The sequence below is a fragment of the Pseudomonas sp. Bout1 genome (assembly GCF_034314165.1).
GTDB lineage: Bacteria > Pseudomonadota > Gammaproteobacteria > Pseudomonadales > Pseudomonadaceae > Aquipseudomonas.
On sequence record NZ_JAVIWK010000001.1, the window covers coordinates 1 to 21,397 of the forward strand.

A 21,397-nucleotide genomic window follows, 5' to 3' on the forward strand; every position below is an offset into this window, starting at 1 on the left:
TTGTAAAAGTGCAGAGCTAATTATTCGAATCGAATAATTAGCTCTGATCTTTTTCAGAACCGTTCTTTAAAAATTTGGGTATGTGATAGAAAGATAGACTGGACGTTACTTTCACTGGTAACGGATCAGGCTAAGGTAAAATTTGTAAGTTGCTCTTAATTGAGTATTATCGAATTTTCGGCGAATGTCGTCTTCACAGTATAACCAGATTGCTTGGGGTTATATGGTCAAGTGAAGAAGCGCATACGGTGGATGCCTTGGCAGTCAGAGGCGATGAAAGACGTGGTAGCCTGCGAAAAGCTTCGGGGAGTCGGCAAACAGACTTTGATCCGGAGATGTCTGAATGGGGGAACCCAGCCATCATAAGATGGTTACCTTACACTGAATACATAGGTGTATGGAGCGAACCAGGGGAACTGAAACATCTAAGTACCCTGAGGAAAAGAAATCAACCGAGATTCCCTTAGTAGTGGCGAGCGAACGGGGACTAGCCCTTAAGTGGCTTTGAGATTAGCGGAACGCTCTGGAAAGTGCGGCCATAGTGGGTGATAGCCCTGTACGCGAAAATCTCTTAGTCATGAAATCGAGTAGGACGGAGCACGAGAAACTTTGTCTGAATATGGGGGGACCATCCTCCAAGGCTAAATACTACTGACTGACCGATAGTGAACTAGTACCGTGAGGGAAAGGCGAAAAGAACCCCGGAGAGGGGAGTGAAATAGATCCTGAAACCGTATGCGTACAAGCAGTGGGAGCCCACTTTGTTGGGTGACTGCGTACCTTTTGTATAATGGGTCAGCGACTTATTTTCAGTGGCGAGCTTAACCGAATAGGGGAGGCGTAGCGAAAGCGAGTCTTAATAGGGCGTCTAGTCGCTGGGAATAGACCCGAAACCGGGCGATCTATCCATGGGCAGGTTGAAGGTTGGGTAACACTAACTGGAGGACCGAACCGACTACCGTTGAAAAGTTAGCGGATGACCTGTGGATCGGAGTGAAAGGCTAATCAAGCTCGGAGATAGCTGGTTCTCCTCGAAAGCTATTTAGGTAGCGCCTCATGTATCACTGTAGGGGGTAGAGCACTGTTTCGGCTAGGGGGTCATCCCGACTTACCAAACCGATGCAAACTCCGAATACCTACAAGTGCCGAGCATGGGAGACACACGGCGGGTGCTAACGTCCGTCGTGAAAAGGGAAACAACCCAGACCGTCAGCTAAGGTCCCAAAGTTATGGTTAAGTGGGAAACGATGTGGGAAGGCTTAGACAGCTAGGAGGTTGGCTTAGAAGCAGCCACCCTTTAAAGAAAGCGTAATAGCTCACTAGTCGAGTCGGCCTGCGCGGAAGATGTAACGGGGCTCAAACCATACACCGAAGCTACGGGTATCATCTTCGGATGATGCGGTAGAGGAGCGTTCTGTAAGCCTGTGAAGGTGAGTTGAGAAGCTTGCTGGAGGTATCAGAAGTGCGAATGCTGACATGAGTAACGATAATGGGTGTGAAAAACACCCACGCCGAAAGACCAAGGTTTCCTGCGCAACGTTAATCGACGCAGGGTTAGTCGGTCCCTAAGGCGAGGCTGAAAAGCGTAGTCGATGGAAAACAGGTTAATATTCCTGTACTTCTGGTTATTGCGATGGAGGGACGGAGAAGGCTAGGCCAGCTTGGCGTTGGTTGTCCAAGTTTAAGGTGGTAGGCTGGAATCTTAGGTAAATCCGGGATTCTAAGGCCGAGAGCTGATGACGAGTTAACTTTTAGTTAACGAAGTGGTTGATGCCATGCTTCCAAGAAAAGCTTCTAAGCTTCAGGTAACCAGGAACCGTACCCCAAACCGACACAGGTGGTTGGGTAGAGAATACCAAGGCGCTTGAGAGAACTCGGGTGAAGGAACTAGGCAAAATGGCACCGTAACTTCGGGAGAAGGTGCGCCGGTGAGGGTGAAGGACTTGCTCCGTAAGCTCATGCCGGTCGAAGATACCAGGCCGCTGCGACTGTTTATTAAAAACACAGCACTCTGCAAACACGAAAGTGGACGTATAGGGTGTGACGCCTGCCCGGTGCCGGAAGGTTAATTGATGGGGTTAGCTAACGCGAAGCTCTTGATCGAAGCCCCGGTAAACGGCGGCCGTAACTATAACGGTCCTAAGGTAGCGAAATTCCTTGTCGGGTAAGTTCCGACCTGCACGAATGGCGTAACGATGGCGGCGCTGTCTCCACCCGAGACTCAGTGAAATTGAAATCGCTGTGAAGATGCAGTGTATCCGCGGCTAGACGGAAAGACCCCGTGAACCTTTACTATAGCTTTGCACTGGACTTTGAATTTGCTTGTGTAGGATAGGTGGGAGGCTTTGAAGCGTGGACGCCAGTTCGCGTGGAGCCAACCTTGAAATACCACCCTGGCAACTTTGAGGTTCTAACTCAGGTCCGTTATCCGGATCGAGGACAGTGTATGGTGGGTAGTTTGACTGGGGCGGTCTCCTCCTAAAGAGTAACGGAGGAGTACGAAGGTGCGCTCAGACCGGTCGGAAATCGGTCGTAGAGTATAAAGGCAAAAGCGCGCTTGACTGCGAGACAGACACGTCGAGCAGGTACGAAAGTAGGTCTTAGTGATCCGGTGGTTCTGTATGGAAGGGCCATCGCTCAACGGATAAAAGGTACTCCGGGGATAACAGGCTGATACCGCCCAAGAGTTCATATCGACGGCGGTGTTTGGCACCTCGATGTCGGCTCATCACATCCTGGGGCTGAAGCCGGTCCCAAGGGTATGGCTGTTCGCCATTTAAAGTGGTACGCGAGCTGGGTTTAGAACGTCGTGAGACAGTTCGGTCCCTATCTGCCGTGGACGTTTGAGATTTGAGAGGGGCTGCTCCTAGTACGAGAGGACCGGAGTGGACGAACCTCTGGTGTTCCGGTTGTCACGCCAGTGGCATTGCCGGGTAGCTATGTTCGGAATAGATAACCGCTGAAAGCATCTAAGCGGGAAACTAGCCTCAAGATGAGATCTCACTGGAACCTTGAGTTCCCTGAAGGGCCGTCGAAGACTACGACGTTGATAGGTTGGGTGTGTAAGCGCTGTGAGGCGTTGAGCTAACCAATACTAATTGCCCGTGAGGCTTGACCATATAACACCCAAGCAATTTGACTACTCCTGACTTGGAAACAAGCAGAAGCATCAGATTGCGGTGTGTGAAGACGAAACGAACCGAAAGTTCGAGATCTTGCAAAACACCGAAAGCTATCACATACCCAATTTGCTGAAGCGAGGCCAGCTGGCCACGACTCAGTACCCGAATTTCTTGACGACCATAGAGCATTGGAACCACCTGATCCCATCCCGAACTCAGCAGTGAAACGATGCATCGCCGATGGTAGTGTGGGGTTTCCCCATGTGAGAGTAGGTCATCGTCAAGATTAAATTCCGAAACCCCTACCTGCGCATACAGGTAGGGGTTTTGTTTGTCCTCAAAAAAAATCCTGATTGCCAAAGTATTGATCAAATAGCTAGTCAGGGTGGGGTGGGATGTTCTACCGGAGTTAGGAAAATAGGCCGGGCTTCTAAGGTCTATACGGCCCTCCCCCGCTACCAATGATAGTGGTCGGCCCCTACATCAGGTTGCAGCGCAAAACGAAAAAGGCCAACGCTAAACGTTGGCCTTTTTTATTGAGTGGAACATGGAGTCTTTTGTAAATGCTCCACGTGGAACATCTCAATCTTCAGAGGCCGCTGTCACGCTCTCCAGCCGATAACCATACCCGTAGATAGTCAGCAACTGCCAGCCGCGGTCCGCGGTCAGCCCCAGCTTATTACGCAGTCGGTAGATATGCGTATCCAGCGGCCTTGAAGACACCATCTCTTCATGGGACCAGAACCGCTCATACAGATATTCCCGAGACAGCGGCCGCGCGAGGTTTTCGAACAGGCACCGAGCCAGGCGGTATTCGCGTTCAGTCAGGCTGATGGGCTTCCCTGCCCTGCTCACCGTGAGTTCAGCATCGTCAAACGTCAGGTCGTTGAAGGTCAGCACTTCGCTGGCTGCGGACTTCTGCAAGCCGTGGCGCCGCAATACAGCATTCACCCGGGCCTTAAGTTCGTTGGGGCGAAATGGTTTGCTCACGTAATCATCAGCGCCACTGTTCAACGCCTGGACGATATCGCTCTCGGCATCACGGCTGGTGAGCATGATGGCGGCTGGGGGGGCTTCCATGTGCTCACGAGTCCAGCGCAGCAAGGCCAGGCCGCTCAGGTCGGGCAGTTGCCAGTCGAGGATCAGCAGGTCAAAGGTTTCCCGGCGCAGTTGGCGCAGCAAGTCTTCTCCACGCTCGAAACAATGCAGGGTCCATGGCTGATCCGCAGCGCTGGGGATTTGTCGCAGTGTCTGTTCCACCCGCCGCAGTTCAGCAGGTTCGTCATCCAGTATTGCGACACGCATGGCAGGGTCCTTTCTTATTGAAGAATGCGGGCGTTGAATCTGAACAATTATGGCCAGATTCGCAGGCCCTCTGAATCTCTCGGTACGCTGATATCAAATGGCCGTAAGCCATTGGAAATCGTCAATACCCAAGCTGGGAAGATACCGGCTCGAGACCTTCAGGAAAAGGATCAATGGCAATCAGGTTTTATGCTGTTTCGAGACGCGTGGCCGTTCTGGAGAAGGTTAATGTATGGGGAACACTGGTATTGGTGGTGATGGCTGCAACCCTGGGTGCAGAAACCGTAGGGGCCAATAAGCCGGCGGCACCTACAGCGTTCGATGAGCGTCAAACGTTGAATGAGCCCAGCGATAACGTGGGGTTCGCCAGCTCACCGTTTCAGCACCTCAGCGAACAGCAGCAGACTCAACGCTGGATATTTTAAGTAGCGCCAAATCTGAACAAATGTTGCGAATCGATCCGATGTACCTATGTTGTAGGTAAATTCGCTGTCGCTGGATGACACACGGATTGGAGCGAGGGAAGTGCTCCGACACAGGGACGTGTCATCTTCTGCAATGGAACCGTCCCCACATATTTTGGCTATCGACGGCGATACCTCATCGAGTATCGTAGGCGGTACTCCAGGTCTTCCCGCTGCAAGACGCTTTCTGAAAGTGCTTTCTGATGCCCCATTAGAACTAGAATCTTGATGAGCGCCATGACCTTTTTCCCCTGCCGATTCCGCTTTGCCTTTTCTACCCTGCTGGGCTCTGGCCTGATCGTTACACTTGGCGTCATGAGCCTGCCGGCCTTTGCACGGCCCACCCCTCCCCGCGCACCCTACATCGACGGCAACCAAATGTGCCGTGCGCAGCCCCTGCCGGCGGTGGTCCAGCACATGACAGGCGAAGCCTGGAAACTGGATGCAAAGGGTCGGTCCACGGCCTTGGAAGAAGGCATGGTCATTGACGAGCAGGAGGGTGTGAAAACTTCGCCAGCCGCCTTTGTCAGCTTGCTGCTGGGCGACGGCTCGCGAATCGTCTTGCCGTCCAGTTCCCAGGTTCGACTGCACCTGGTCGAGGAGCAATCTATCCCCCAGGTCATTCTAGAGGAAGGCCAGGTCGAGGCTTACGTGATCAAGCGGGCCAGTGACTATGACCGTTTCCAAATCATGACCCCGGTTGGCGTGCTGGGGGTACGCGGCACGCATTTCCGTGTGCGTAACGATGGCGAACAATCGCTGGTAGAAGTGCTCAATGGGCAAGTAGCGGTGAATCGTGATGATACGCCGCCGGCCCAGCGACGGGCCAGGAACAAGCCCATTACGGGGCCGGTTGCGGGTGAAGTAAAGGTCGGCGCGCGGCAGGGCTTGGCATTCAAGAAACAAGGTGAACTCAAACCGGTGGAACTGCTTGATGCCCCACGCCTGGTCGGCCAGGATGGCCAAAAAGGTGACGCGCCGGTGTGGACTCTGTTCCTGCGGCCATTGGCCGGTGCCCAGCGTTACAGGGCCCAGGTTGCGACCGACAAGGCGTTTTTGAACATCAAGCAGGAGAACTTCTCCGACAAGCCACAAATGCACTTCACTGGACTGAAAGCATCGTTCTATCACGTGCGTTTGTCGGCCTATGATGAACACGGCCTGGAGGGAGAAACCGGCGTCTATGACATCTTTTATTACCCGCCTGCGACTCGGGTGCAATAGCGCTGCGCAGGCGCGCCGGTGAGCCTGTGGAGCAGGGCTGAAAAGCGCCAGCCGACACAAGCTCAACGGCTGTTCAATGGCTTGGTGCGTGAATGGCTTTGGGTCAGCCTGCTGCTGTTACCCATCACGGTGTTCCTGTCCCTGAGCCCGGGCCTGGCCCTCAATAATCTGCTGTATGACAGCCTGCGCCGCCTGGCGCCGTTACCGGTTGATCCACGCATCCTGCTGGTGGCCATTGACGACCGAAGCCTGAAAGAGCTTGGCCAGTGGCCCTGGTCGCGGCGTGTACATGCCGACTTGCTTGACCGACTGAGCGCCGCCAAGCCTGCGGGCATTTTGTTTGATGTGATCTTCAGTGAGCCCGCCCGTGAACCGGCCAATGACCTGCGTCTGGCAGAGGCGATGTGCAACGCTGGCACTGTTCTGTTGCCGCTGATCCGTGAAGGTTCACCACGATCCGGCCAACAGGTGGCGCAAATCCTGCCCGTGCTGCCCCTGCGTGATTGCGCCAGGAGCGTCGGCCATATCAACGTTGAAGCAGACAGTGACGGTATCGTTCGAAGTCTGTATTTGCGTGAGGGTCCGCCAGGGCACTTGACGCCACAACTGGCCTGGTTGGCCTTTGAACTCAGTGGCCAGCAATCCGTCATGCCGGGCGCGCCTGGCCCGTCGGACAGCGCGAGCTGGCAGCGGGAAAACGCCATTCGAATTCCTTTCATTGCAAGCGGTGCCGGCTTTCCCAGCGTGCCCTATACCAGCGTATTACGCGGCGAGGTACCGCCCGAGCTGCTGCGCGGCCGCTTGATCCTGGTCGGTGCCACCGCGCCGGGCATGGGCGACCGGTACGTCACCCCCCTGTCGGCCAGCGTCGGTACCACGCCGGGCGTGGAGATCCAGGCGAATATCCTCAATGGCTTGCTGCAAGGGCGCAGCATTGTCGACCTGCCCGTGTGGATGGCGACGCTGCTGGCCACCGCGCTGGTGGCGTTGCTATTGGGCTTGCTGCTGTTTCGTCCGCGTTATGCGCTATGGCTGACCCTCGGTTGCATGGGCGCAGCGCTTCTTGGCGCTTGGGCCCTGTTGCGCCTGGGGCATTGGTGGTCACCGGCGGCGTGCCTGATTGGCATGTTGCTCAGTTACCTGATCTGGAACTGGCGGCGCCTGAGCGTCATCCTGGCCTACTTCGGCTGGGAACTGGCCCGCTTGGACAACGAGCCCAAAGTGCTGCCGGAGCGCCGCCGAGCACCCGCCAGCCAAGGTGATGTATTACAGGGACGCATCTTCGCCCTGGAGCAAGCAGTGAGCCGTACCCGCGACACCCGACGGTTCATGGCCGATGGCCTGGAGTGTTTGCCGGTAGCGACCTTGATTACCGACCCCAAGGGCAACGTCCTGTTGGCTAATCGGATTGCTCGTAACGTGTTCGGCAACGACCTGGTGGCGGAAAACGTGCTGGAACAGCTCGCGGCGCTAGGTTACCCACCGTTGCAACACGGCGCTCGCCCGGCCCTGTCTGCCTTGGAGGTTGTCGAGTTTCGCGATGCGCTTAACCGCAGCCTGCGCCTCGACCTGGCCCCCCTGTTGCCTGCAGACGATGATGTAGCCCTGGGCTGGCTGTTGAGCCTCACAGACCTGAGCATCGAGCGTGATGCCCAGCAGCAGCGGGAAACCTTGCTACGCTTTCTTTCCCATGACCTGCGCGCACCGCATTCGGCGATCCTGGCCCTGTTGGATGTCCAGGACACGGCTGCGCCGATCTTTGCCCAAATCGAACAGCAAGTCCGTCGTGCGCTGAACCTGACCGAATCATTCGTGCAACTGGCGAAAGCTGAATCTGATGGCTACCAATTCCAGCCCAGCGTGTTCGCCATGCTGGTGCTTGATGCTTTTGACCAGGTGGCAGTGCACGCTCAGTTGAAACGCATCCATCTGGTTCATGACCTGGATGAGGACGGCGACGAGATAGTCTGGGCGGACCAGTCGCTGTTGACCCGCGCCCTGTTCAATCTGCTGGAGAACGCGGTCAAATACAGCCCATCAGGTACTACCGTGACATTAAGTCTGACCCGCAGCGAAGAACGTTTGGAATGCCGCATCAGCGACCAGGGGACAGGAATTGCCCCGCAGGACCTGCCCGAACTCTTCGGCCAATATCGACGCTTCGCCTCGGCTCAGGGCAGTGAAGGATTAGGATTGGGGCTGACCATGGTCAAGGCGGTGGTGGATCGCCACGGCGGGCGGATCGGCTGCGAAAGTGTGGTGGATAAAGGCACGACCTTCATCCTTCAGCTGCCGTTGTGGAGAGAGTGAGCTGCTGCTTTTTGCCTGTGTATAAAAAACCGGTCTCAAGGACCGGTTTTTTAATGCGGAAAAAACTTATGCACCTTTTCCGTTGTTTTATGAGCTTGGGAAATATGTAATTAAATCAGCAGGCTATGAGCTAAAAACACCGATTCGCCAACAAACCGTACACAGGTTATCCACAGAAAATCAAATCACCGGCGTGTCGACCACAACCGGCGTTGGCGGCAGTGAGCCCATGGCCCTTTGTTGCGCTTCATTCCACGCATGGGCACGGTCGTTCAGCGCTGCAATGGCGCGTGGGCCTTCCCCCTCGGCGTACATCGGTTCACCAATGATCACGGTGATAGTGCCTTCACGCTTGGCCCAGCCGGTCTTTGGCCAGAACTTGCCGGCGTTGTGGGCAATCGGCAGCACCGGCAGGCCGGCGTTCACCGCCAATGCCGTGCCGCCGCGTGAGAACTTGCCCACGGTGCCGTAGGGCACCCGCGTACCCTCCGGGAAGATCAGCACCCAAACGCCATCCTTGAGCAGCTCGTCGCCCTTCTTCGCCACATGCTTGAGCGCCGCCTTGGGGTTGTCGCGGTCGATGGCGATTGGTCGCAGCATGGCCATGGCCCAGCCGAAGAACGGCACGTACAACAGTTCACGCTTGAGCACCTGGCTCAGGGGCGAAAAGTAAGCAGACAGGAAAAAGGTTTCCCAGGTGCTCTGGTGGTTCGACAGAATCACGCACGGCTGGTCCGGGACGTTTTCGGCGCCCTTGATCTCGAAACGAATGTTCAGGAACACCTTGGTCAACCACAACGCGCAGTTGCACCAAAAGACGTTGATGAAACGATAGCGCGCCTTGAACGGCAGAAAAGGCGCGATAAAAAAGCTCAGGGTGCACCAGAGAAAAGAACTGGTGCCCAGCAGCAGGTAAAAGAAGAAGGTTCTGATGGCCTGCAAAATCGACATGGCGGCATTTACCGTTGCGGGACAACGCCCGCCTGTTAAAAGCGCGCTCCCGAACAGTCCTTGGTCAGGAAGTCGAGGGCTGCTAGTTGTTGATAAGTTCTGCGGCAACCGCCGCCAGATCGTCAAAAATCAAGGTACCTACCGGCAGGGTTTTAGCCTGGGTCTTTTCGCCTTTCCCGGTCTTTACCAAAACTGGCTGAGAGTCGACGGCTTTGGCAGCTTCCAGGTCACCAAGGCTGTCCCCGACAAACCATAGACCCGCCAACGGCACGTTGTAATGTTCAGCAATAGTTTTAAGCATACCCGGTTTGGGCTTGCGGCAATCGCAGCCTTCATCCGGGCCGTGCGGGCAATACACCACCAGCCCTACCTCACCGCCCTGCTCGGCCACCAGCGTGCGCAGGCGCGCGTGCATGGCGTCGAGTGTGGCAATGTCGTAGTAGCCGCGGGCGATGCCGGACTGGTTGGTGGCGATGGCCACCGTCCAGCCCGCTTTGCTCAACTGCGCAATGGCCTCGATCGAGCCGGGCAGTGGAATCCATTCCGCCACCGATTTGATGTAAGCGTCGGAGTCGTAATTGATCACTCCGTCCCGATCGAGAATCAGCAGTTTCAACATGGTCAGCTCAGGGTCGAAATGTCAGCGATATTGACGAACAAGCCACGCAGGCGCGCCAACATGGCGTAGCGGTTTTTGCGCACGCCCGCGTCTTCGGCATTGATCATCACCGCTTCGAAGAACGCATCCACCGGCTCACGCAAGGTGGCCAGGCGCGCCAGTGCTTCGGCGTAGTTGCGCTCGGCGATCAGTGGTTTCACCGCGTTTTCTGCCTTGGCGATGGCCGAGTTCAGCGAGAACTCCTTGGCATCGGCAAACAGGCCTGGGTCGACTTCGGCATTGCCGAGGTTGTCGGCCTTGCTCAACAGGTTCGACACACGCTTGTTCACCGCGGCCAGCGCACCGGCTTCCGGCAACTTGCGGAAGGCCTGCACAGCCTGCACGCGTTGGTCGAAGTCCAGCGCCGAACCCGGTTGCAGGGCGCGCACCGAGAGGTATACCGAAACGTCCACGCCTTCGTCTTCGTAACGCGCACGCAGGCGGTCGAACACAAACTCCAGCACTTGTTCAGCCAGGCCCGCTTGCTTGACCTTGGCACCGAACTGGCCGACCGCGAACACCACGGCCTGGGTCAGGTCGAGGTCGAGCTTCTTGTCGATCAGGATGCGCAGCACGCCCAAGGCCGCACGGCGCAGGGCATACGGGTCTTTGCTGCCGGTAGGCAACATGCCGATACCGAAGATACCGACGAGGGTATCCAGCTTGTCCGCGATGGCCACTGCTGCACCGGTGAGGGTGGTTGGCAGTTCAGCGCCAGCGCCGCGCGGCATGTATTGTTCGTTCAGCGCCAGGGCAACGTCTTGCGGCTCGCCATCATTGAGGGCGTAGTAGTAGCCGGCAACACCTTGCATCTCCGGGAACTCGCCGACCATCTCGGTGGCCAGGTCACACTTGGAGAGCAGGCCTGCACGCGCTGCCCAGGCAGCATCGCCACCAATACGCGGCGCGATGTAGGCCGCCAGCTTGGAAACCCGCACCGCCTTGTCGTAGACGCTGCCGAGTTTTTCCTGGAACACCACGTTTTGCAGGCGCAGGTTGAAGTCTTCCAACTTCTGCTTCTTGTCTTGCTTGAAGAAGAACTCGGCGTCGGTCAGGCGCGGGCGAACGACTTTTTCGTTACCGGCGATGATCTGCTGCGGGTCCTTGCTTTCGATGTTGGCCACGGTGATGAAGCGCGGCAGCAACTTGCCGTCCACGTCCAGCAGGCAGAAATACTTCTGGTTGTCCTGCATGGTGGTGATCAGCGCTTCTTGCGGTACGTCGAGGAAGCGTTCTTCGAACGAGCACACCAGCGGCACAGGCCATTCAACCAGGGCAGTCACTTCGTCCAGCAGGCTTGGCGGCACGATGGCGGTGCCTTCCTGCAGGCGGGCCAGCTCTTCGGTGCGCTTGCTGATCAGCTCGCGACGCTCATTGGCATCGGCCAGCACGTAGGCGGCACGCAGGTCGGTGGCGTAGTTGGCCGGCGAGGTGATGCGAACGGCTTCAGGATGGTGGAAGCGGTGACCCCGGGAGTCACGGCCGGCCTTCTGGGCGAGGATAGTGCAGTCGACCACTGCGTCGCCCAGCAGCATTACCAGCCACTGGGTTGGGCGCACGAACTCTTCCTTGCGGGCACCCCAGCGCATGCGCTTGGGGATAGGCAGGTCGTTCAAGGAGTCTTCGACAATGGTCGGCAACAGGCTGGCGGTTGGCTTGCCCTTGATCACCTGGCTGAAACGCAGTTTCGGCCCGCTCTGGTCAATTTCGCTCAGCTCAACGCCACACTTCTTGGCAAAACCAAGGGCGGCTTGAGTCGGGTTGCCTTCAGCATCGAAGGCCGCCTGGCGTGGCGGGCCGTCGAGGTTGATGCTGCGGTCCGGCTGTTGGGTTTCCAGCGCAGTGAGCAACACAGCCAGGCGACGCGGCGCAGCGTAGACCTTCTTTGCAGCGAACTTCAGGCCAGCAGTTTGCAGGCCCTTTTCGATGCCGGCCAGGAACGCGTCGGCCAGGGTGTTCAGTGCCTTGGGTGGCAGCTCTTCGGTGCCCAGTTCAACCAGGAAATCTTGAGCACTCATTGTGCAGCCTCCAGCTTAGCCAACACTTCATCACGCAGGTCCGGGTGCGCCATCGGGAAGCCCAGCTTGGCGCGAGCCAGCAGGTAGGCTTGGGCGACGGAACGCGCCAGGGTGCGTACACGCAGGATGTATTGCTGGCGCGCGGTTACCGAGATGGCACGGCGGGCGTCCAGCAGGTTGAAGGTGTGGGATGCCTTCAGGACCATTTCATAGCTCGGCAACGGCAGCGGCTGATCCAGTTCGATCAGGCGCTTGGCTTCGCTTTCATAGAAGTCGAACAGTTCGAACAGCTTCTCGACGTTGGCGTGTTCGAAGTTGTAGGTCGACTGCTCCACTTCGTTCTGGTGGAACACATCGCCATAGGTGACCTTGCCGAACGGGCCGTCAGCCCATACCAGGTCGTAGACCGAATCTACGCCTTGCAGGTACATGGCCAGGCGCTCGAGACCGTAGGTGATCTCGCCGGTCACCGGGTAGCACTCGATGCCGCCGGCTTGCTGGAAGTAAGTGAACTGCGTCACTTCCATGCCGTTGAGCCAGACTTCCCAGCCCAGACCCCAGGCGCCGAGGGTTGGTGATTCCCAGTTGTCTTCGACGAAACGGATGTCGTGGACCAGCGGGTCCAGGCCGACATGTTTCAGCGAGCCCAGGTACAGCTCCTGGAAGTTATCCGGGTTTGGCTTCAATACCACCTGGAACTGGTAGTAGTGCTGCAGGCGGTTCGGGTTTTCGCCGTAGCGGCCGTCAGTCGGGCGACGACTGGGCTGCACATAAGCGGCGTTCCAGGTTTCCGGGCCGATGGCCCGCAGGAAGGTAGCGGTGTGGAAAGTGCCGGCGCCTACTTCCATATCGTAGGGCTGAAGTACCACACAACCTTGCTCTGCCCAGTATTGCTGGAGGGCGAGGATCAAGTCTTGGAAGGTACGCACGGCTGGCGTAGGCTGGCTCACGAAATTCACCTGTTACTTGGGCTGCGATTTAAAGAGCGGGAGTATACCCGATTCGGCCGCGCCACCATCCCCTGGAGCCTTATGCCACGCTGCTTTTGGTGTTCTGAAGATCCGCTGTACATGGCTTATCACGATCAGGAGTGGGGAACGCCGCTGCGCGATGCGCAGGGCTTGTTCGAGTTGCTTTTGCTCGAAGGGTTCCAGGCGGGCCTGTCCTGGATCACCGTTTTACGCAAGCGCGAGCATTATCGAAAGGTCTTGTTCGGCTTTGATGCGCAGCGTTTGGCACAACTGAGCGATGCCGAGATTGAGGCGCTGATGCTCGATCCGGGCATCGTGCGTAACCGCCTGAAACTCAATGCCACCCGGCGCAATGCCGCCGCCTGGCTGGCGCTGGAGGATCCGGTGGGGTTGCTCTGGTCGTTTGTCGGTGGCGTGCCCAAGGTCAATCATTTCACGGATCGCAGCCAGGTCCCGGCGATTACGCCCGAGGCTGAAGCGATGAGCCGCGCCTTGAAAAAAGCCGGCTTCACGTTCGTCGGGCCGACCATTTGTTACGCGTTCATGCAGGCCTCGGGCATGGTCATGGACCACACCCAGGATTGCGACCGTTACGCGGACCTGGCCAACGCCGGGTAGAATGGCGGCTTTGCGCACCACACACGATCAGGAGTGACCTGTGGAAAAGTTTAAAGGCGCCTTGCTGGTAGGCGCTCTTCGGTTGTTTGCCCTGCTGCCTTGGCGCGCGGTGCAAGCGGTCGGTTCGGCGATTGGCTGGCTCATGTGGAAAACCCCCAACCGCTCCCGCGACACGGTGCGGATCAACCTGTCCAAATGCTTCCCCGACATGGACCCGGCCGAGCGCGAGCGCCTGGTGGGCCAAAGCCTCAAGGACATCGGCAAGTCCCTGACCGAAAGCGCCTGCGCCTGGATCTGGCCGGCCCAGCGTTCCATCGACCTGGTGCGTGAAGTCGAAGGCCTGCAAGTGCTGCACGACGCGTTGGCGTCGGGCAAAGGCGTGGTGGGCATCACCAGCCACCTGGGCAACTGGGAAGTGTTGAATCACTTCTATTGCAGCCAGTGCAAGCCGATCATTTTCTACCGTCCGCCCAAGCTCAAGGCGGTAGACGACCTGCTGCGCAAACAGCGGGTGCAACTGGGCAACCGCGTGGCGGCGTCCACCAAGGAAGGCATCCTCAGTGTGATCAAGGAAGTGCGTAAAGGCGGCCAGGTGGGCATTCCCGCCGACCCGGAGCCGGCAGAGTCGGCCGGGATCTTTGTGCCATTCTTCGCCACCCAGGCGCTGACCAGCAAGTTCGTACCGAACATGTTGGCGGGGCACAAAGCGGTCGGGGTGTTCCTGCATGCCCTGCGCCTGCCGGATGGCTCGGGCTATAAAGTGATCCTGGAAGCGGCGCCGGAAGACATGTACAGCACCGACACCGCCACGTCGTGTGCGGCGATGAGCAAGGTCGTGGAGCGGTATGTGGCGGCCTACCCAAGCCAGTACATGTGGAGCATGAAGCGTTTCAAGAAACGCCCGCCGGGTGAGGCGCGGTGGTACTGATGTACGTGGATCTGTAGACCCATGCAGATCTAGTGTGGGAGCTGGCTTGCCTGCGATGGCATCGCCTCGGTGTAACTGAAAGACCGAGTCGCCTGCATCGCAGGCAAGCCAGCTCCCACAGGAGTCTCTTTCAGGCCTGGCGATCGAGTTTCTTCAGGAACACCGTCATTTCTTTTTCGGCCTGTTTGTCGCCATGGGCCTGGGCCGCTTCAATACCCTTCTCCCACGCCTGTCGCGCTGCGGCGTTATCCCCCAGCCCCAGCTGCGCCTTGCCCAACAGCTTCCACGCCGCCGAATACTTCGGATCAAACTCGACGCACTTCCGCAAATGCTCGGCCGCCTTGGCGTTGTCCTTCAGGTCCAGATAACCCTTGCCCAAGCCAAACCGCAGCAGCGAGTTATCCACGCCCTTGGCGAGCATTTTTTCCAGGGATTCGAGCATGTCGGTCACTCCGTTTGATCAGAAAAAGCTCAGGCCCACGTGGAACAGCTTCTCCACATCGCGGATATGTTTTTTATCCACAAGGAACAAAATCACATGGTCGCCGGTGGCGATCACTGTGTCATCGTGGGCGATGATCACCTCTTCATCACGGATGATTGCGCCAATGGTGGTACCGGGCGGCAGGCCAATGTCGCGGATCGCCTTGCCAATCACCTTGCTCGACTTCGAGTCACCATGGGCAATCGCCTCGATGGCCTCCGCCGCGCCCCGGCGCAATGAGTGCACGCTCACGATATCGCCGCGCCGCACGTGGGCCAGCAAGGTGCCGATGGTCGCCAGTTGCGGGCTGATGGCTATGTCGATATCGCCGCCCTGGATCAGGTCGACATAGGCCGGGTTGTTGATGATGGTCATCACCTTCTTCGCCCCCAGCCGCTTGGCCAGCAACGAGGACATGATGTTGGCTTCGTCGTCGTTGGTCAGGGCCAGGAAAATGTCGGCGTCGGCGATGTTCTCTTCCAGCAGCAGGTCGCGGTCCGAGGCGCTGCCTTGCAGCACCACAGTGCTGTCGAGGGTGTCGGACAAGTACCGGCAGCGTGCCGGATTCATCTCGATGATCTTCACCTGATAGCGGCTTTCGATGGCCTCGGCCAACCGCTCACCAATCTGCCCGCCGCCGGCGATAACGATGCGTTTGTAGGTTTCATCCAGACGGCGCATTTCGCTCATCACCGCGCGAATATTCGCCTTGGCCGCGATGAAAAACACTTCGTCGTCTGCCTCGATCACCGTATCGCCCTGGGGCAAAATCGGCCGGTCGCGGCGGAAGATCGCCGCCACTCGCGTCTCGACGTTGGGCATGTGCTCGCGCAGCTGGCGCAGTTGCTGGCCCACCAACGGCCCGCCGTAGTAGGCCTTGACCGCCACCAGTTGCGCCTTGCCTTCGGCAAAGTCGATCACCTGCAAGGCGCCCGGGTGTTCGATCAGGCGCTTGATGTAGTGGGTCACCACCTGTTCCGGGCTGATCAGCACGTCTACCGGAATTGCGTCGTTGTCGAACAGCCCGGCACGGGTCAGGTAGGCCGCCTCACGCACCCGGGCGATTTTGGTCGGGGTGTGGAACAGGGTGTGGGCGACCTGGCAGGCGACCATGTTGGTCTCGTCACTGTTGGTGACCGCCACCAGCATGTCGGCATCGTCGGCACCGGCCTGGCGCAGCACCGTAGGAAACGACGCACGACCTTGTACGGTACGGATGTCCAGGCGGTCGCCCAGATCCCGCAGGCGCTCCGCGTCGGTGTCGACCACGGTGATGTCGTTGGCTTCACTGGCCAAATGCTCGGCCAGCGTACCGCCAACCTGCCCTGCGCCGAGGATGATGATTTTCATCCGGTCACTCCCTTAAAACCATTCAGCCGCGAGCGGCGGCAATCTTGATCAGCTTGGCGTAATAGAACCCGTCGTGGCCGCCTTCCTGGGCCAGCAACTGGCGGCCATGAGGCTGCTTGATCCCGGCCTGGATGTCGAGGTCCAGTTCGCGTGCCCCGCTGGTGCGGGCCAGGAAGGCCTCGATGACTTCGGTGTTTTCGGTGGGCAGTGTTGAGCACGTGGCGTACAGCAGGACGCCGCCGACTTCCAGGGTCGGCCACAACGCGTCCAGCAACTCGCCTTGCAACACGGCCAGGGCGGCGATGTCGTCGGGTTGGCGGGTCAGCTTGATATCGGGGTGACGGCGGATCACGCCGGTGGCGGAACACGGCGCGTCCAGCAGGATGCGCTGGAAGGGCTTGCCGTCCCACCAGCTGGCGGTATCGCGACCATCGGCGGCGATCAGCTCGGCGCTGAGGCCCAGGCGCGCGAGGTTTTCCCGCACGCGCACCAGGCGCTTGGCTTCCAGGTCCACGGCGACGACGCCGGCCAGGTCTGCCTGTACTTCCATGATGTGGCAGGTCTTGCCGCCGGGGGCGCAGCAGGCGTCCAGTACGCGTTGGCCCGGGGCCAGGTCCAGCAGGTCGGCGGCCAGTTGCGCGGCTTCGTCCTGCACGCTGATCCAGCCTTCGGCGAACCCAGGCAAGTTACGTACATCGCCAGGTTCTGTAAGAACAATGCCGTCCTGGCTGTAGACACAGGCTGTGGCCGCGATACCGGCTTCGCCGAGTAGCGTGAGGTAGGCGTCACGCGTGTGATGACGGCGATTGACCCGCAGGATCATCGGCGGGTGCGCGTTGTTGGCGGCGCAGATGGCTTCCCACTGCTGCGGCCAGAACGCTTTCAGGGATTTTTGCAGCCAGCGCGGGTGGGCAGTACGCACCACCGGGTCGTGTTCCAGCTCGGCCAGCAGGGCTTCGCTTTCACGCTGGGCACGGCGCAGCACGGCGTTGAGCAAGGCTTTGGCCCAAGGCTTTTTCAGCTTGTCGGCGCAACCGACGGTTTCGCCGATGGCGGCGTGGGCCGGCACGCGGGTGTAGAGCAGTTGGTACAGGCCCACCAGCAACAGCGCTTCGACATCGGCATCTGCGGCCTTGAACGGTTTTTGCAGCAGCTTGGCCGCCAGCGCCGACAACCGTGGCTGCCAGCGGGCGGTGCCGAAGGCCAGGTCTTGAGTGAAACCGCGGTCACGGTCTTCGACTTTATCCAGTTGGGTCGGCAACGAACTGTTGAGGGAGGCCTTGCCGTTGAGGACGGCGGCCAGAGCCTTGGCGGCGGCCAGACGTGGGTTCATTGCGCGTCCACCGCTTGGCCGAGAACGATGCCTGCGGCAAATTTCTCACGACGGCTGTTGAACAAATCGCTGAAGTTCAGCGCCTTGCCGCCGGGTAATTGCAGACGGGTCAGACACAGCGCCTGTTCGCCGCAGGCAACAAGAAGACCGTCCTTGCTGGCGCCGATGATCTCACCGGGGGCGCCCTGGCCGTCGGCCAGGGTAGCGGCCAGTACTTTCAAGGCTTCGCCATTGAGCGTGCTGTGGCAGATCGGCCACGGGTTGAAGGCGCGTACCAGGCGCTCCAGCTCCACGGCCGGGCGGCTCCAGACGATGCGGGCTTCGTCCTTGTTCAATTTGTGGGCGTAGGTGGCGAGGCTGTCGTCCTGCACTTCGCCTTCCAGAGTACCGGCGGCCAGGCCGGCGATGGCCTGGACTACAGCCGGCGGGCCCAATTCGGCGAGCCGATCGTGCAGGCTGCCGCCCGTGTCTTCAGCGGTGATCGGGGTCGTGACTTTCAGCAGCATCGGGCCGGTGTCCAGGCCTGCCTCCATGCGCATCACCGTTACGCCACTTTCGGCATCACCGGCTTCGACGGCACGCTGGATCGGCGCCGCACCGCGCCAGCGTGGCAGCAGCGAGGCGTGGCTGTTGATACATCCCAGGCGCGGGATATCCAGCACGGCCTGGGGCAGGATCAAACCGTAGGCCACCACCACCAGCAGGTCCGGCTTCAGCGCGGCCAGTTCGGCCTGGGCATCGGCGTTGCGCAGGGTTGGCGGTTGCAGCACGACAATGTTGTTCTCAAGTGCAAGCTGCTTGACCGGGCTGGGCATCAGTTTTTGCCCACGACCGGCCGGGCGATCGGGCTGGGTGTACACCGCCACGATTTCATACGGGCTGGCGAGCAGGGCCTTGAGGTGTTCGGCGGCGAATTCGGGGGTGCCGGCAAAAACGATGCGCAGTGGCTCGGTCATGGGAAACGTCTCACAAAAGAAAAAGGCTTGCCGGAGCAAGCCTTTGAAAGAAGGGAATCAAGCTTGCTGGCGATGCTTTTTTTCCAGCTTCTTCTTGATCCGGTCGCGTTTAAGCGTGGACAGGTAATCGACAAACAGCTTGCCGTTGAGGTGGTCGCATTCGTGTTGGATGCACACCGCCAGCAACCCTTCGGCGATCAGCTCGAACGGCTTGCCGTCACGGTCCAGGGCCTTGATCTTGACGCGCTGGGGACGGTCGACGTTCTCGTAGAAGTCGGGCACCGACAGGCAGCCTTCCTGGTACTGGCCCATCTCGTCGGTCAGGGTTTCGAACTCAGGGTTGATAAACACCAAGGGCTCGCTGCGGTCCTCGGACAGGTCCATGACCACGACGCGCTGATGCACATCGACCTGGGTCGCGGCGAGGCCGATACCCGGGGCTTCATACATTGTTTCAAACATGTCATCGACCAACTGACGAACCTTGGCGTCCACTACGGCCACTGGCTTGGCGATGGTGCGCAGGCGTGAGTCCGGAAATTCGAGGATGTTCAAAATAGCCATAAGCGTAATTGCTGCACATGTGAGGTAAAGGCAAGTCGGCGCCGGGGATGGAACCCCAAGGTGCCGCTGGAAAACGTCCGGAAGCCGCGATGGCTCTGGCGTATCACGCGAATGCACATAATAAAGGAGATTCACCCCATGAGGAAATCGCTACTCGTCTTGCGGCTGCGGGCCCGGGCCGTCGTGCTGCAACGTATCACGCTCCCTGGCGGTGATAGACCGTTTTCAGGTGCCTGATCGAAGGCAATAATTAGGTTGCTAAATAAGTTACCAACAGAGTTATCCACAGCTTGTTCCGATCAAGGACGATCAAATGTTACCGACGAATGACCGCGAAATTTCCCCGGCAGAACTGGAAGCCCGACTACGCTTGCACAGGCTGCCGGAACTGGGTCCCAAAGGCTTTCAAAAACTTATTGAGGCATTTGGTTCTGCTTCAAAAGCCATCAGCGCTCCGGCCAGTGCCTGGCGTTCGCTTGGCCTCAAGGCGGCCAGCGCCGATGCCCGGCGCAGCGAGGCAGTACGTGATGGCGCCAGTGCGGCATTGCGCTGGTTGGAGCGCCCGGCCCAGCATTTGCTGATGTGGGACCAACCCGACTACCCGGCACTGCTCGCAGAACTGGATGACGCGCCGCCGCTATTATTCGTTGCTGGCAACCCGGCAATCCTGGATAAACCGCAATTGGCGATGGTCGGCAGCCGCCGTGCCTCAAGGCCGGGAATGGACACCGCCGCCGCGTTTTCCCGCAGCCTGGCAAGTGCCGGTTTTGTCATCACCAGTGGCCTTGCCCTGGGTATCGACGGTGCTGCTCACCAGGCGGCTTTGGATGTTGGTGGACATACAATCGGCGTGCTGGGCACCGGGCTCGAAAACTTTTATCCACAGCGCCACCGACGCCTGGCCGAGGCGATGATTGCCCAAGGCAGCGCGGTGGTTTCCGAGTTTCCGTTGGACACCCCGCCACAGGCCGGTAACTTCCCACGGCGCAACCGTATTATCAGTGGCTTGTCCCTCGGCGTGCTGGTGGTGGAGGCCAGCATGGCCAGCGGTTCGCTGATTACCGCGAAGCTTGGGGCTGAACAAGGGCGTGAGGTTTACGCGATTCCCGGCTCGATCCATCACCCGGGGGCCAAGGGCTGCCATCAGTTGATCCGCGACGGCGCCGTGCTGGTGGAAACCATTGAACACATTCTGGAAAACCTGCGCGGCTGGCAGGCGCTGTCCCGCCCGGCACCGATTGCGGTGACTCATCCGCTGGTGGGGTTGTTGCGCGCCGCGCCTCACACCAGCGAAGCCTTGGCGATTGCCAGCGGAAGAGCCCTGTCCGAGGTGCTGGCCAGCCTCACGGAGCTGGAACTGGAAGGCTGGGTGATTTGCGAAAGCGGACGCTGGCTTGCGCGCGGCTAGGTTTTGTAACGAAGATCGGTAAACTGCGCAGAGCTTTAGTCCGGAGAGTGAGCAATGGTCAACAGGTGGCGTGTGCGAGAAGCCGCACGAGAGATTCGCGCAGGCGCGGTGATTGCCTATCCAACCGAGGCGGTCTGGGGGTTGGGTTGTGACCCTTGGAATGAGGAAGCCGTGGATCGCTTGCTGGCGATCAAGGGCCGTTCTGTGGATAAAGGCCTGATCCTGGTTGCCGACAATATCCGCCAGTTTGATTTCCTCTTCGAAGACTTCCCGGACCTGTGGATAGACCGCATGGCTAGCACCTGGCCGGGGCCCAATACGTGGCTGGTGCCCCATCAGGACCTGCTGCCCGAGTGGATCACCGGGGTGCATGACACGGTGGCGCTGCGGGTGACCGATCATCCACAGGTGCGGGATTTGTGTTCGCTGGTTGGGCCGTTGATTTCTACCTCGGCCAATCCACAAGGCCGCCCGGCGGCGCGCACACGAATTCGTGTGGAGCAGTATTTCCGTGGGCAGGTGGACCTGGTGTTGGGCGGGAATCTGGGGGGGCGCAAGAACCCGAGCCTGATTCGGGACCTGGCGACGGGCGAGGTTGTGCGGCCTTCCTGAGACCGAGTCGCGACCATCGCGGGCAAGCCCGGCTCCCACAGGGATCTCTGTTGAACACCTATTTGTGTGCACTGAAGATCAACTGTGGGAGCCGGGCTTGCCCGCGATGAGGCCCTCGCAG

At 59.0% G+C, this 21,397-nt stretch carries 17 protein-coding genes and 2 rRNA genes; 9 read left to right on the top strand and 10 right to left on the bottom strand.

All coding sequences use genetic code 11. The annotated features are described in order from the left end of the window. Positions 1 to 225: 225 nt before the first annotated feature. A 23S ribosomal RNA gene (locus tag RGV33_RS00005) occupies positions 226 to 3,119 on the top strand. A 173-nt stretch (positions 3,120 to 3,292) separates the two neighbouring features. After that, a 5S ribosomal RNA gene (gene rrf, locus RGV33_RS00010) occupies positions 3,293 to 3,408 on the top strand. A gap of 296 nt (positions 3,409 to 3,704) precedes the next feature. Here rrf and RGV33_RS00015 read toward each other — a convergent pair. Continuing rightward, on the bottom strand, positions 3,705 to 4,427 hold the full coding sequence (locus RGV33_RS00015; protein WP_322142598.1) for a response regulator transcription factor: 723 nt from the start codon (positions 4,425 to 4,427) through the stop codon (positions 3,705 to 3,707). A 173-nt stretch (positions 4,428 to 4,600) separates the two neighbouring features. Between RGV33_RS00015 and RGV33_RS00020 the strand changes: the two genes are divergently transcribed. The 3 genes from RGV33_RS00020 (at position 4,601) to RGV33_RS00030 (ending at position 8,425) form a co-directional block, all read left to right on the top strand. Further along, on the top strand, positions 4,601 to 4,852 hold the full coding sequence (locus RGV33_RS00020) for a hypothetical protein (RefSeq protein ID WP_322142599.1): 252 nt from the start codon (positions 4,601 to 4,603) through the stop codon (positions 4,850 to 4,852). 267 nt (positions 4,853 to 5,119) lie between these two features. Beyond that, positions 5,120 to 6,115 carry a FecR family protein gene (locus RGV33_RS00025; RefSeq protein ID WP_416152050.1) on the top strand — a complete coding sequence of 332 codons (996 nt, stop codon included), beginning with the start codon at positions 5,120 to 5,122 and terminating at the stop codon, positions 6,113 to 6,115. 18 nt (positions 6,116 to 6,133) lie between these two features. Then, on the top strand, positions 6,134 to 8,425 hold the full coding sequence (locus tag RGV33_RS00030; RefSeq protein ID WP_322142600.1) for a CHASE2 domain-containing protein: 2,292 nt from the start codon (positions 6,134 to 6,136) through the stop codon (positions 8,423 to 8,425). Positions 8,426 to 8,605: 180 nt separating this feature from the next. Here the strand turns inward: RGV33_RS00030 and RGV33_RS00035 are convergent, their stop codons facing one another. The 4 genes from RGV33_RS00035 to glyQ all read right to left on the bottom strand — a co-directional run bounded on the left by RGV33_RS00035 (position 8,606) and on the right by glyQ (position 13,002). Further along, positions 8,606 to 9,376, bottom strand: a complete 771-nt coding sequence (locus RGV33_RS00035; RefSeq protein ID WP_322142601.1) for a lysophospholipid acyltransferase family protein — start codon at positions 9,374 to 9,376, stop codon at positions 8,606 to 8,608. An 82-nt stretch (positions 9,377 to 9,458) separates the two neighbouring features. After that, complete coding sequence (gene gmhB, locus RGV33_RS00040) at positions 9,459 to 9,995, bottom strand: D-glycero-beta-D-manno-heptose 1,7-bisphosphate 7-phosphatase (RefSeq protein WP_166742131.1); 537 nt, start codon at positions 9,993 to 9,995, stop codon at positions 9,459 to 9,461. A gap of 2 nt (positions 9,996 to 9,997) precedes the next feature. Then, positions 9,998 to 12,052: a glycine--tRNA ligase subunit beta gene (gene glyS, locus RGV33_RS00045; protein WP_322142602.1), complete on the bottom strand. Its 2,055-nt coding sequence runs from the start codon at positions 12,050 to 12,052 to the stop codon at positions 9,998 to 10,000. Further along, positions 12,049 to 13,002, bottom strand: coding sequence for a glycine--tRNA ligase subunit alpha (glyQ, locus tag RGV33_RS00050; RefSeq protein ID WP_071486670.1), 954 nt, complete (start codon positions 13,000 to 13,002; stop codon positions 12,049 to 12,051). The genes glyS and glyQ overlap by 4 nt, the downstream gene beginning before the upstream one ends. Before the next feature lie 81 nt (positions 13,003 to 13,083). On the opposite strand from glyQ, the gene RGV33_RS00055 reads away from it, so the two are divergent. Both RGV33_RS00055 and RGV33_RS00060 read left to right on the top strand, forming a co-directional pair. Then, complete coding sequence (locus RGV33_RS00055) at positions 13,084 to 13,641, top strand: DNA-3-methyladenine glycosylase I (RefSeq protein ID WP_322142603.1); 558 nt, start codon at positions 13,084 to 13,086, stop codon at positions 13,639 to 13,641. A 40-nt stretch (positions 13,642 to 13,681) separates the two neighbouring features. Next, the gene (locus RGV33_RS00060) at positions 13,682 to 14,569 is read left to right on the top strand and encodes a lysophospholipid acyltransferase (RefSeq protein ID WP_322142604.1); all 888 of its coding nucleotides are present in this window, start codon (positions 13,682 to 13,684) and stop codon (positions 14,567 to 14,569) included. Between the two features lie 130 nt (positions 14,570 to 14,699). Here RGV33_RS00060 and RGV33_RS00065 read toward each other — a convergent pair whose 3' ends face one another. Genes RGV33_RS00065 through def form a run of 5 tightly spaced genes read right to left on the bottom strand, consistent with a single transcriptional unit; the run spans position 14,700 to position 19,256 of the window. Continuing rightward, entirely contained in the window at positions 14,700 to 15,011 is a 312-nt protein-coding gene (locus tag RGV33_RS00065; protein WP_322142605.1) for a tetratricopeptide repeat protein, read from the bottom strand. Between the two features lie 18 nt (positions 15,012 to 15,029). Next, positions 15,030 to 16,403 (bottom strand): Trk system potassium transporter TrkA, encoded by a 1,374-nt coding sequence (gene trkA, locus RGV33_RS00070; protein WP_003213611.1) that lies wholly within the window; start codon positions 16,401 to 16,403, stop codon positions 15,030 to 15,032. 22 nt (positions 16,404 to 16,425) lie between these two features. After that, positions 16,426 to 17,736 carry a 16S rRNA (cytosine(967)-C(5))-methyltransferase RsmB gene (gene rsmB, locus RGV33_RS00075; protein ID WP_322142606.1) on the bottom strand — a complete coding sequence of 437 codons (1,311 nt, stop codon included), beginning with the start codon at positions 17,734 to 17,736 and terminating at the stop codon, positions 16,426 to 16,428. Then, positions 17,733 to 18,692 (bottom strand): methionyl-tRNA formyltransferase, encoded by a 960-nt coding sequence (gene fmt / locus RGV33_RS00080; RefSeq protein WP_322142607.1) that lies wholly within the window; start codon positions 18,690 to 18,692, stop codon positions 17,733 to 17,735. Before fmt ends, rsmB begins: the two co-directional genes overlap by 4 nt. A 57-nt stretch (positions 18,693 to 18,749) precedes the next feature. Continuing rightward, complete coding sequence (def, locus tag RGV33_RS00085; protein ID WP_177084443.1) at positions 18,750 to 19,256, bottom strand: peptide deformylase; 507 nt, start codon at positions 19,254 to 19,256, stop codon at positions 18,750 to 18,752. Between the two features lie 313 nt (positions 19,257 to 19,569). Between def and dprA the strand changes: the two genes are divergently transcribed. Both dprA and RGV33_RS00095 read left to right on the top strand, forming a co-directional pair. Next, complete coding sequence (gene dprA, locus RGV33_RS00090) at positions 19,570 to 20,664, top strand: DNA-processing protein DprA (protein ID WP_322142608.1); 1,095 nt, start codon at positions 19,570 to 19,572, stop codon at positions 20,662 to 20,664. A 54-nt stretch (positions 20,665 to 20,718) separates the two neighbouring features. After that, complete coding sequence (locus tag RGV33_RS00095) at positions 20,719 to 21,276, top strand: L-threonylcarbamoyladenylate synthase (RefSeq protein WP_322142609.1); 558 nt, start codon at positions 20,719 to 20,721, stop codon at positions 21,274 to 21,276. The last annotated feature ends 121 nt before the right edge of the window (positions 21,277 to 21,397 follow it).

What these genes read in the sequence shown, in the direction of transcription:
- RGV33_RS00020 (WP_322142599.1), top strand. Translation starts at nt 4,601, where the DNA reads ATGGCAATCAGGTTTTATGCTGTTTCGAGACGCGTGGCCGTTCTGGAG.
- fmt (WP_322142607.1), bottom strand. Translation starts at nt 18,692, where the DNA reads ATGACCGAGCCACTGCGCATCGTTTTTGCCGGCACCCCCGAATTCGCC.
- RGV33_RS00015 (WP_322142598.1), bottom strand. Translation starts at nt 4,427, where the DNA reads ATGCGTGTCGCAATACTGGATGACGAACCTGCTGAACTGCGGCGGGTG.
- rsmB (WP_322142606.1), bottom strand. Translation starts at nt 17,736, where the DNA reads ATGAACCCACGTCTGGCCGCCGCCAAGGCTCTGGCCGCCGTCCTCAAC.
- def (WP_177084443.1), bottom strand. Translation starts at nt 19,256, where the DNA reads ATGGCTATTTTGAACATCCTCGAATTTCCGGACTCACGCCTGCGCACC.
- RGV33_RS00095 (WP_322142609.1), top strand. Translation starts at nt 20,719, where the DNA reads ATGGTCAACAGGTGGCGTGTGCGAGAAGCCGCACGAGAGATTCGCGCA.
- RGV33_RS00035 (WP_322142601.1), bottom strand. Translation starts at nt 9,376, where the DNA reads ATGTCGATTTTGCAGGCCATCAGAACCTTCTTCTTTTACCTGCTGCTG.
- RGV33_RS00065 (WP_322142605.1), bottom strand. Translation starts at nt 15,011, where the DNA reads ATGCTCGAATCCCTGGAAAAAATGCTCGCCAAGGGCGTGGATAACTCG.
- glyS (WP_322142602.1), bottom strand. Translation starts at nt 12,052, where the DNA reads ATGAGTGCTCAAGATTTCCTGGTTGAACTGGGCACCGAAGAGCTGCCA.
- RGV33_RS00025 (WP_416152050.1), top strand. Translation starts at nt 5,120, where the DNA reads ATGAGCGCCATGACCTTTTTCCCCTGCCGATTCCGCTTTGCCTTTTCT.
- gmhB (WP_166742131.1), bottom strand. Translation starts at nt 9,995, where the DNA reads ATGTTGAAACTGCTGATTCTCGATCGGGACGGAGTGATCAATTACGAC.
- dprA (WP_322142608.1), top strand. Translation starts at nt 19,570, where the DNA reads ATGTTACCGACGAATGACCGCGAAATTTCCCCGGCAGAACTGGAAGCC.
- trkA (WP_003213611.1), bottom strand. Translation starts at nt 16,403, where the DNA reads ATGAAAATCATCATCCTCGGCGCAGGGCAGGTTGGCGGTACGCTGGCC.
- RGV33_RS00055 (WP_322142603.1), top strand. Translation starts at nt 13,084, where the DNA reads ATGCCACGCTGCTTTTGGTGTTCTGAAGATCCGCTGTACATGGCTTAT.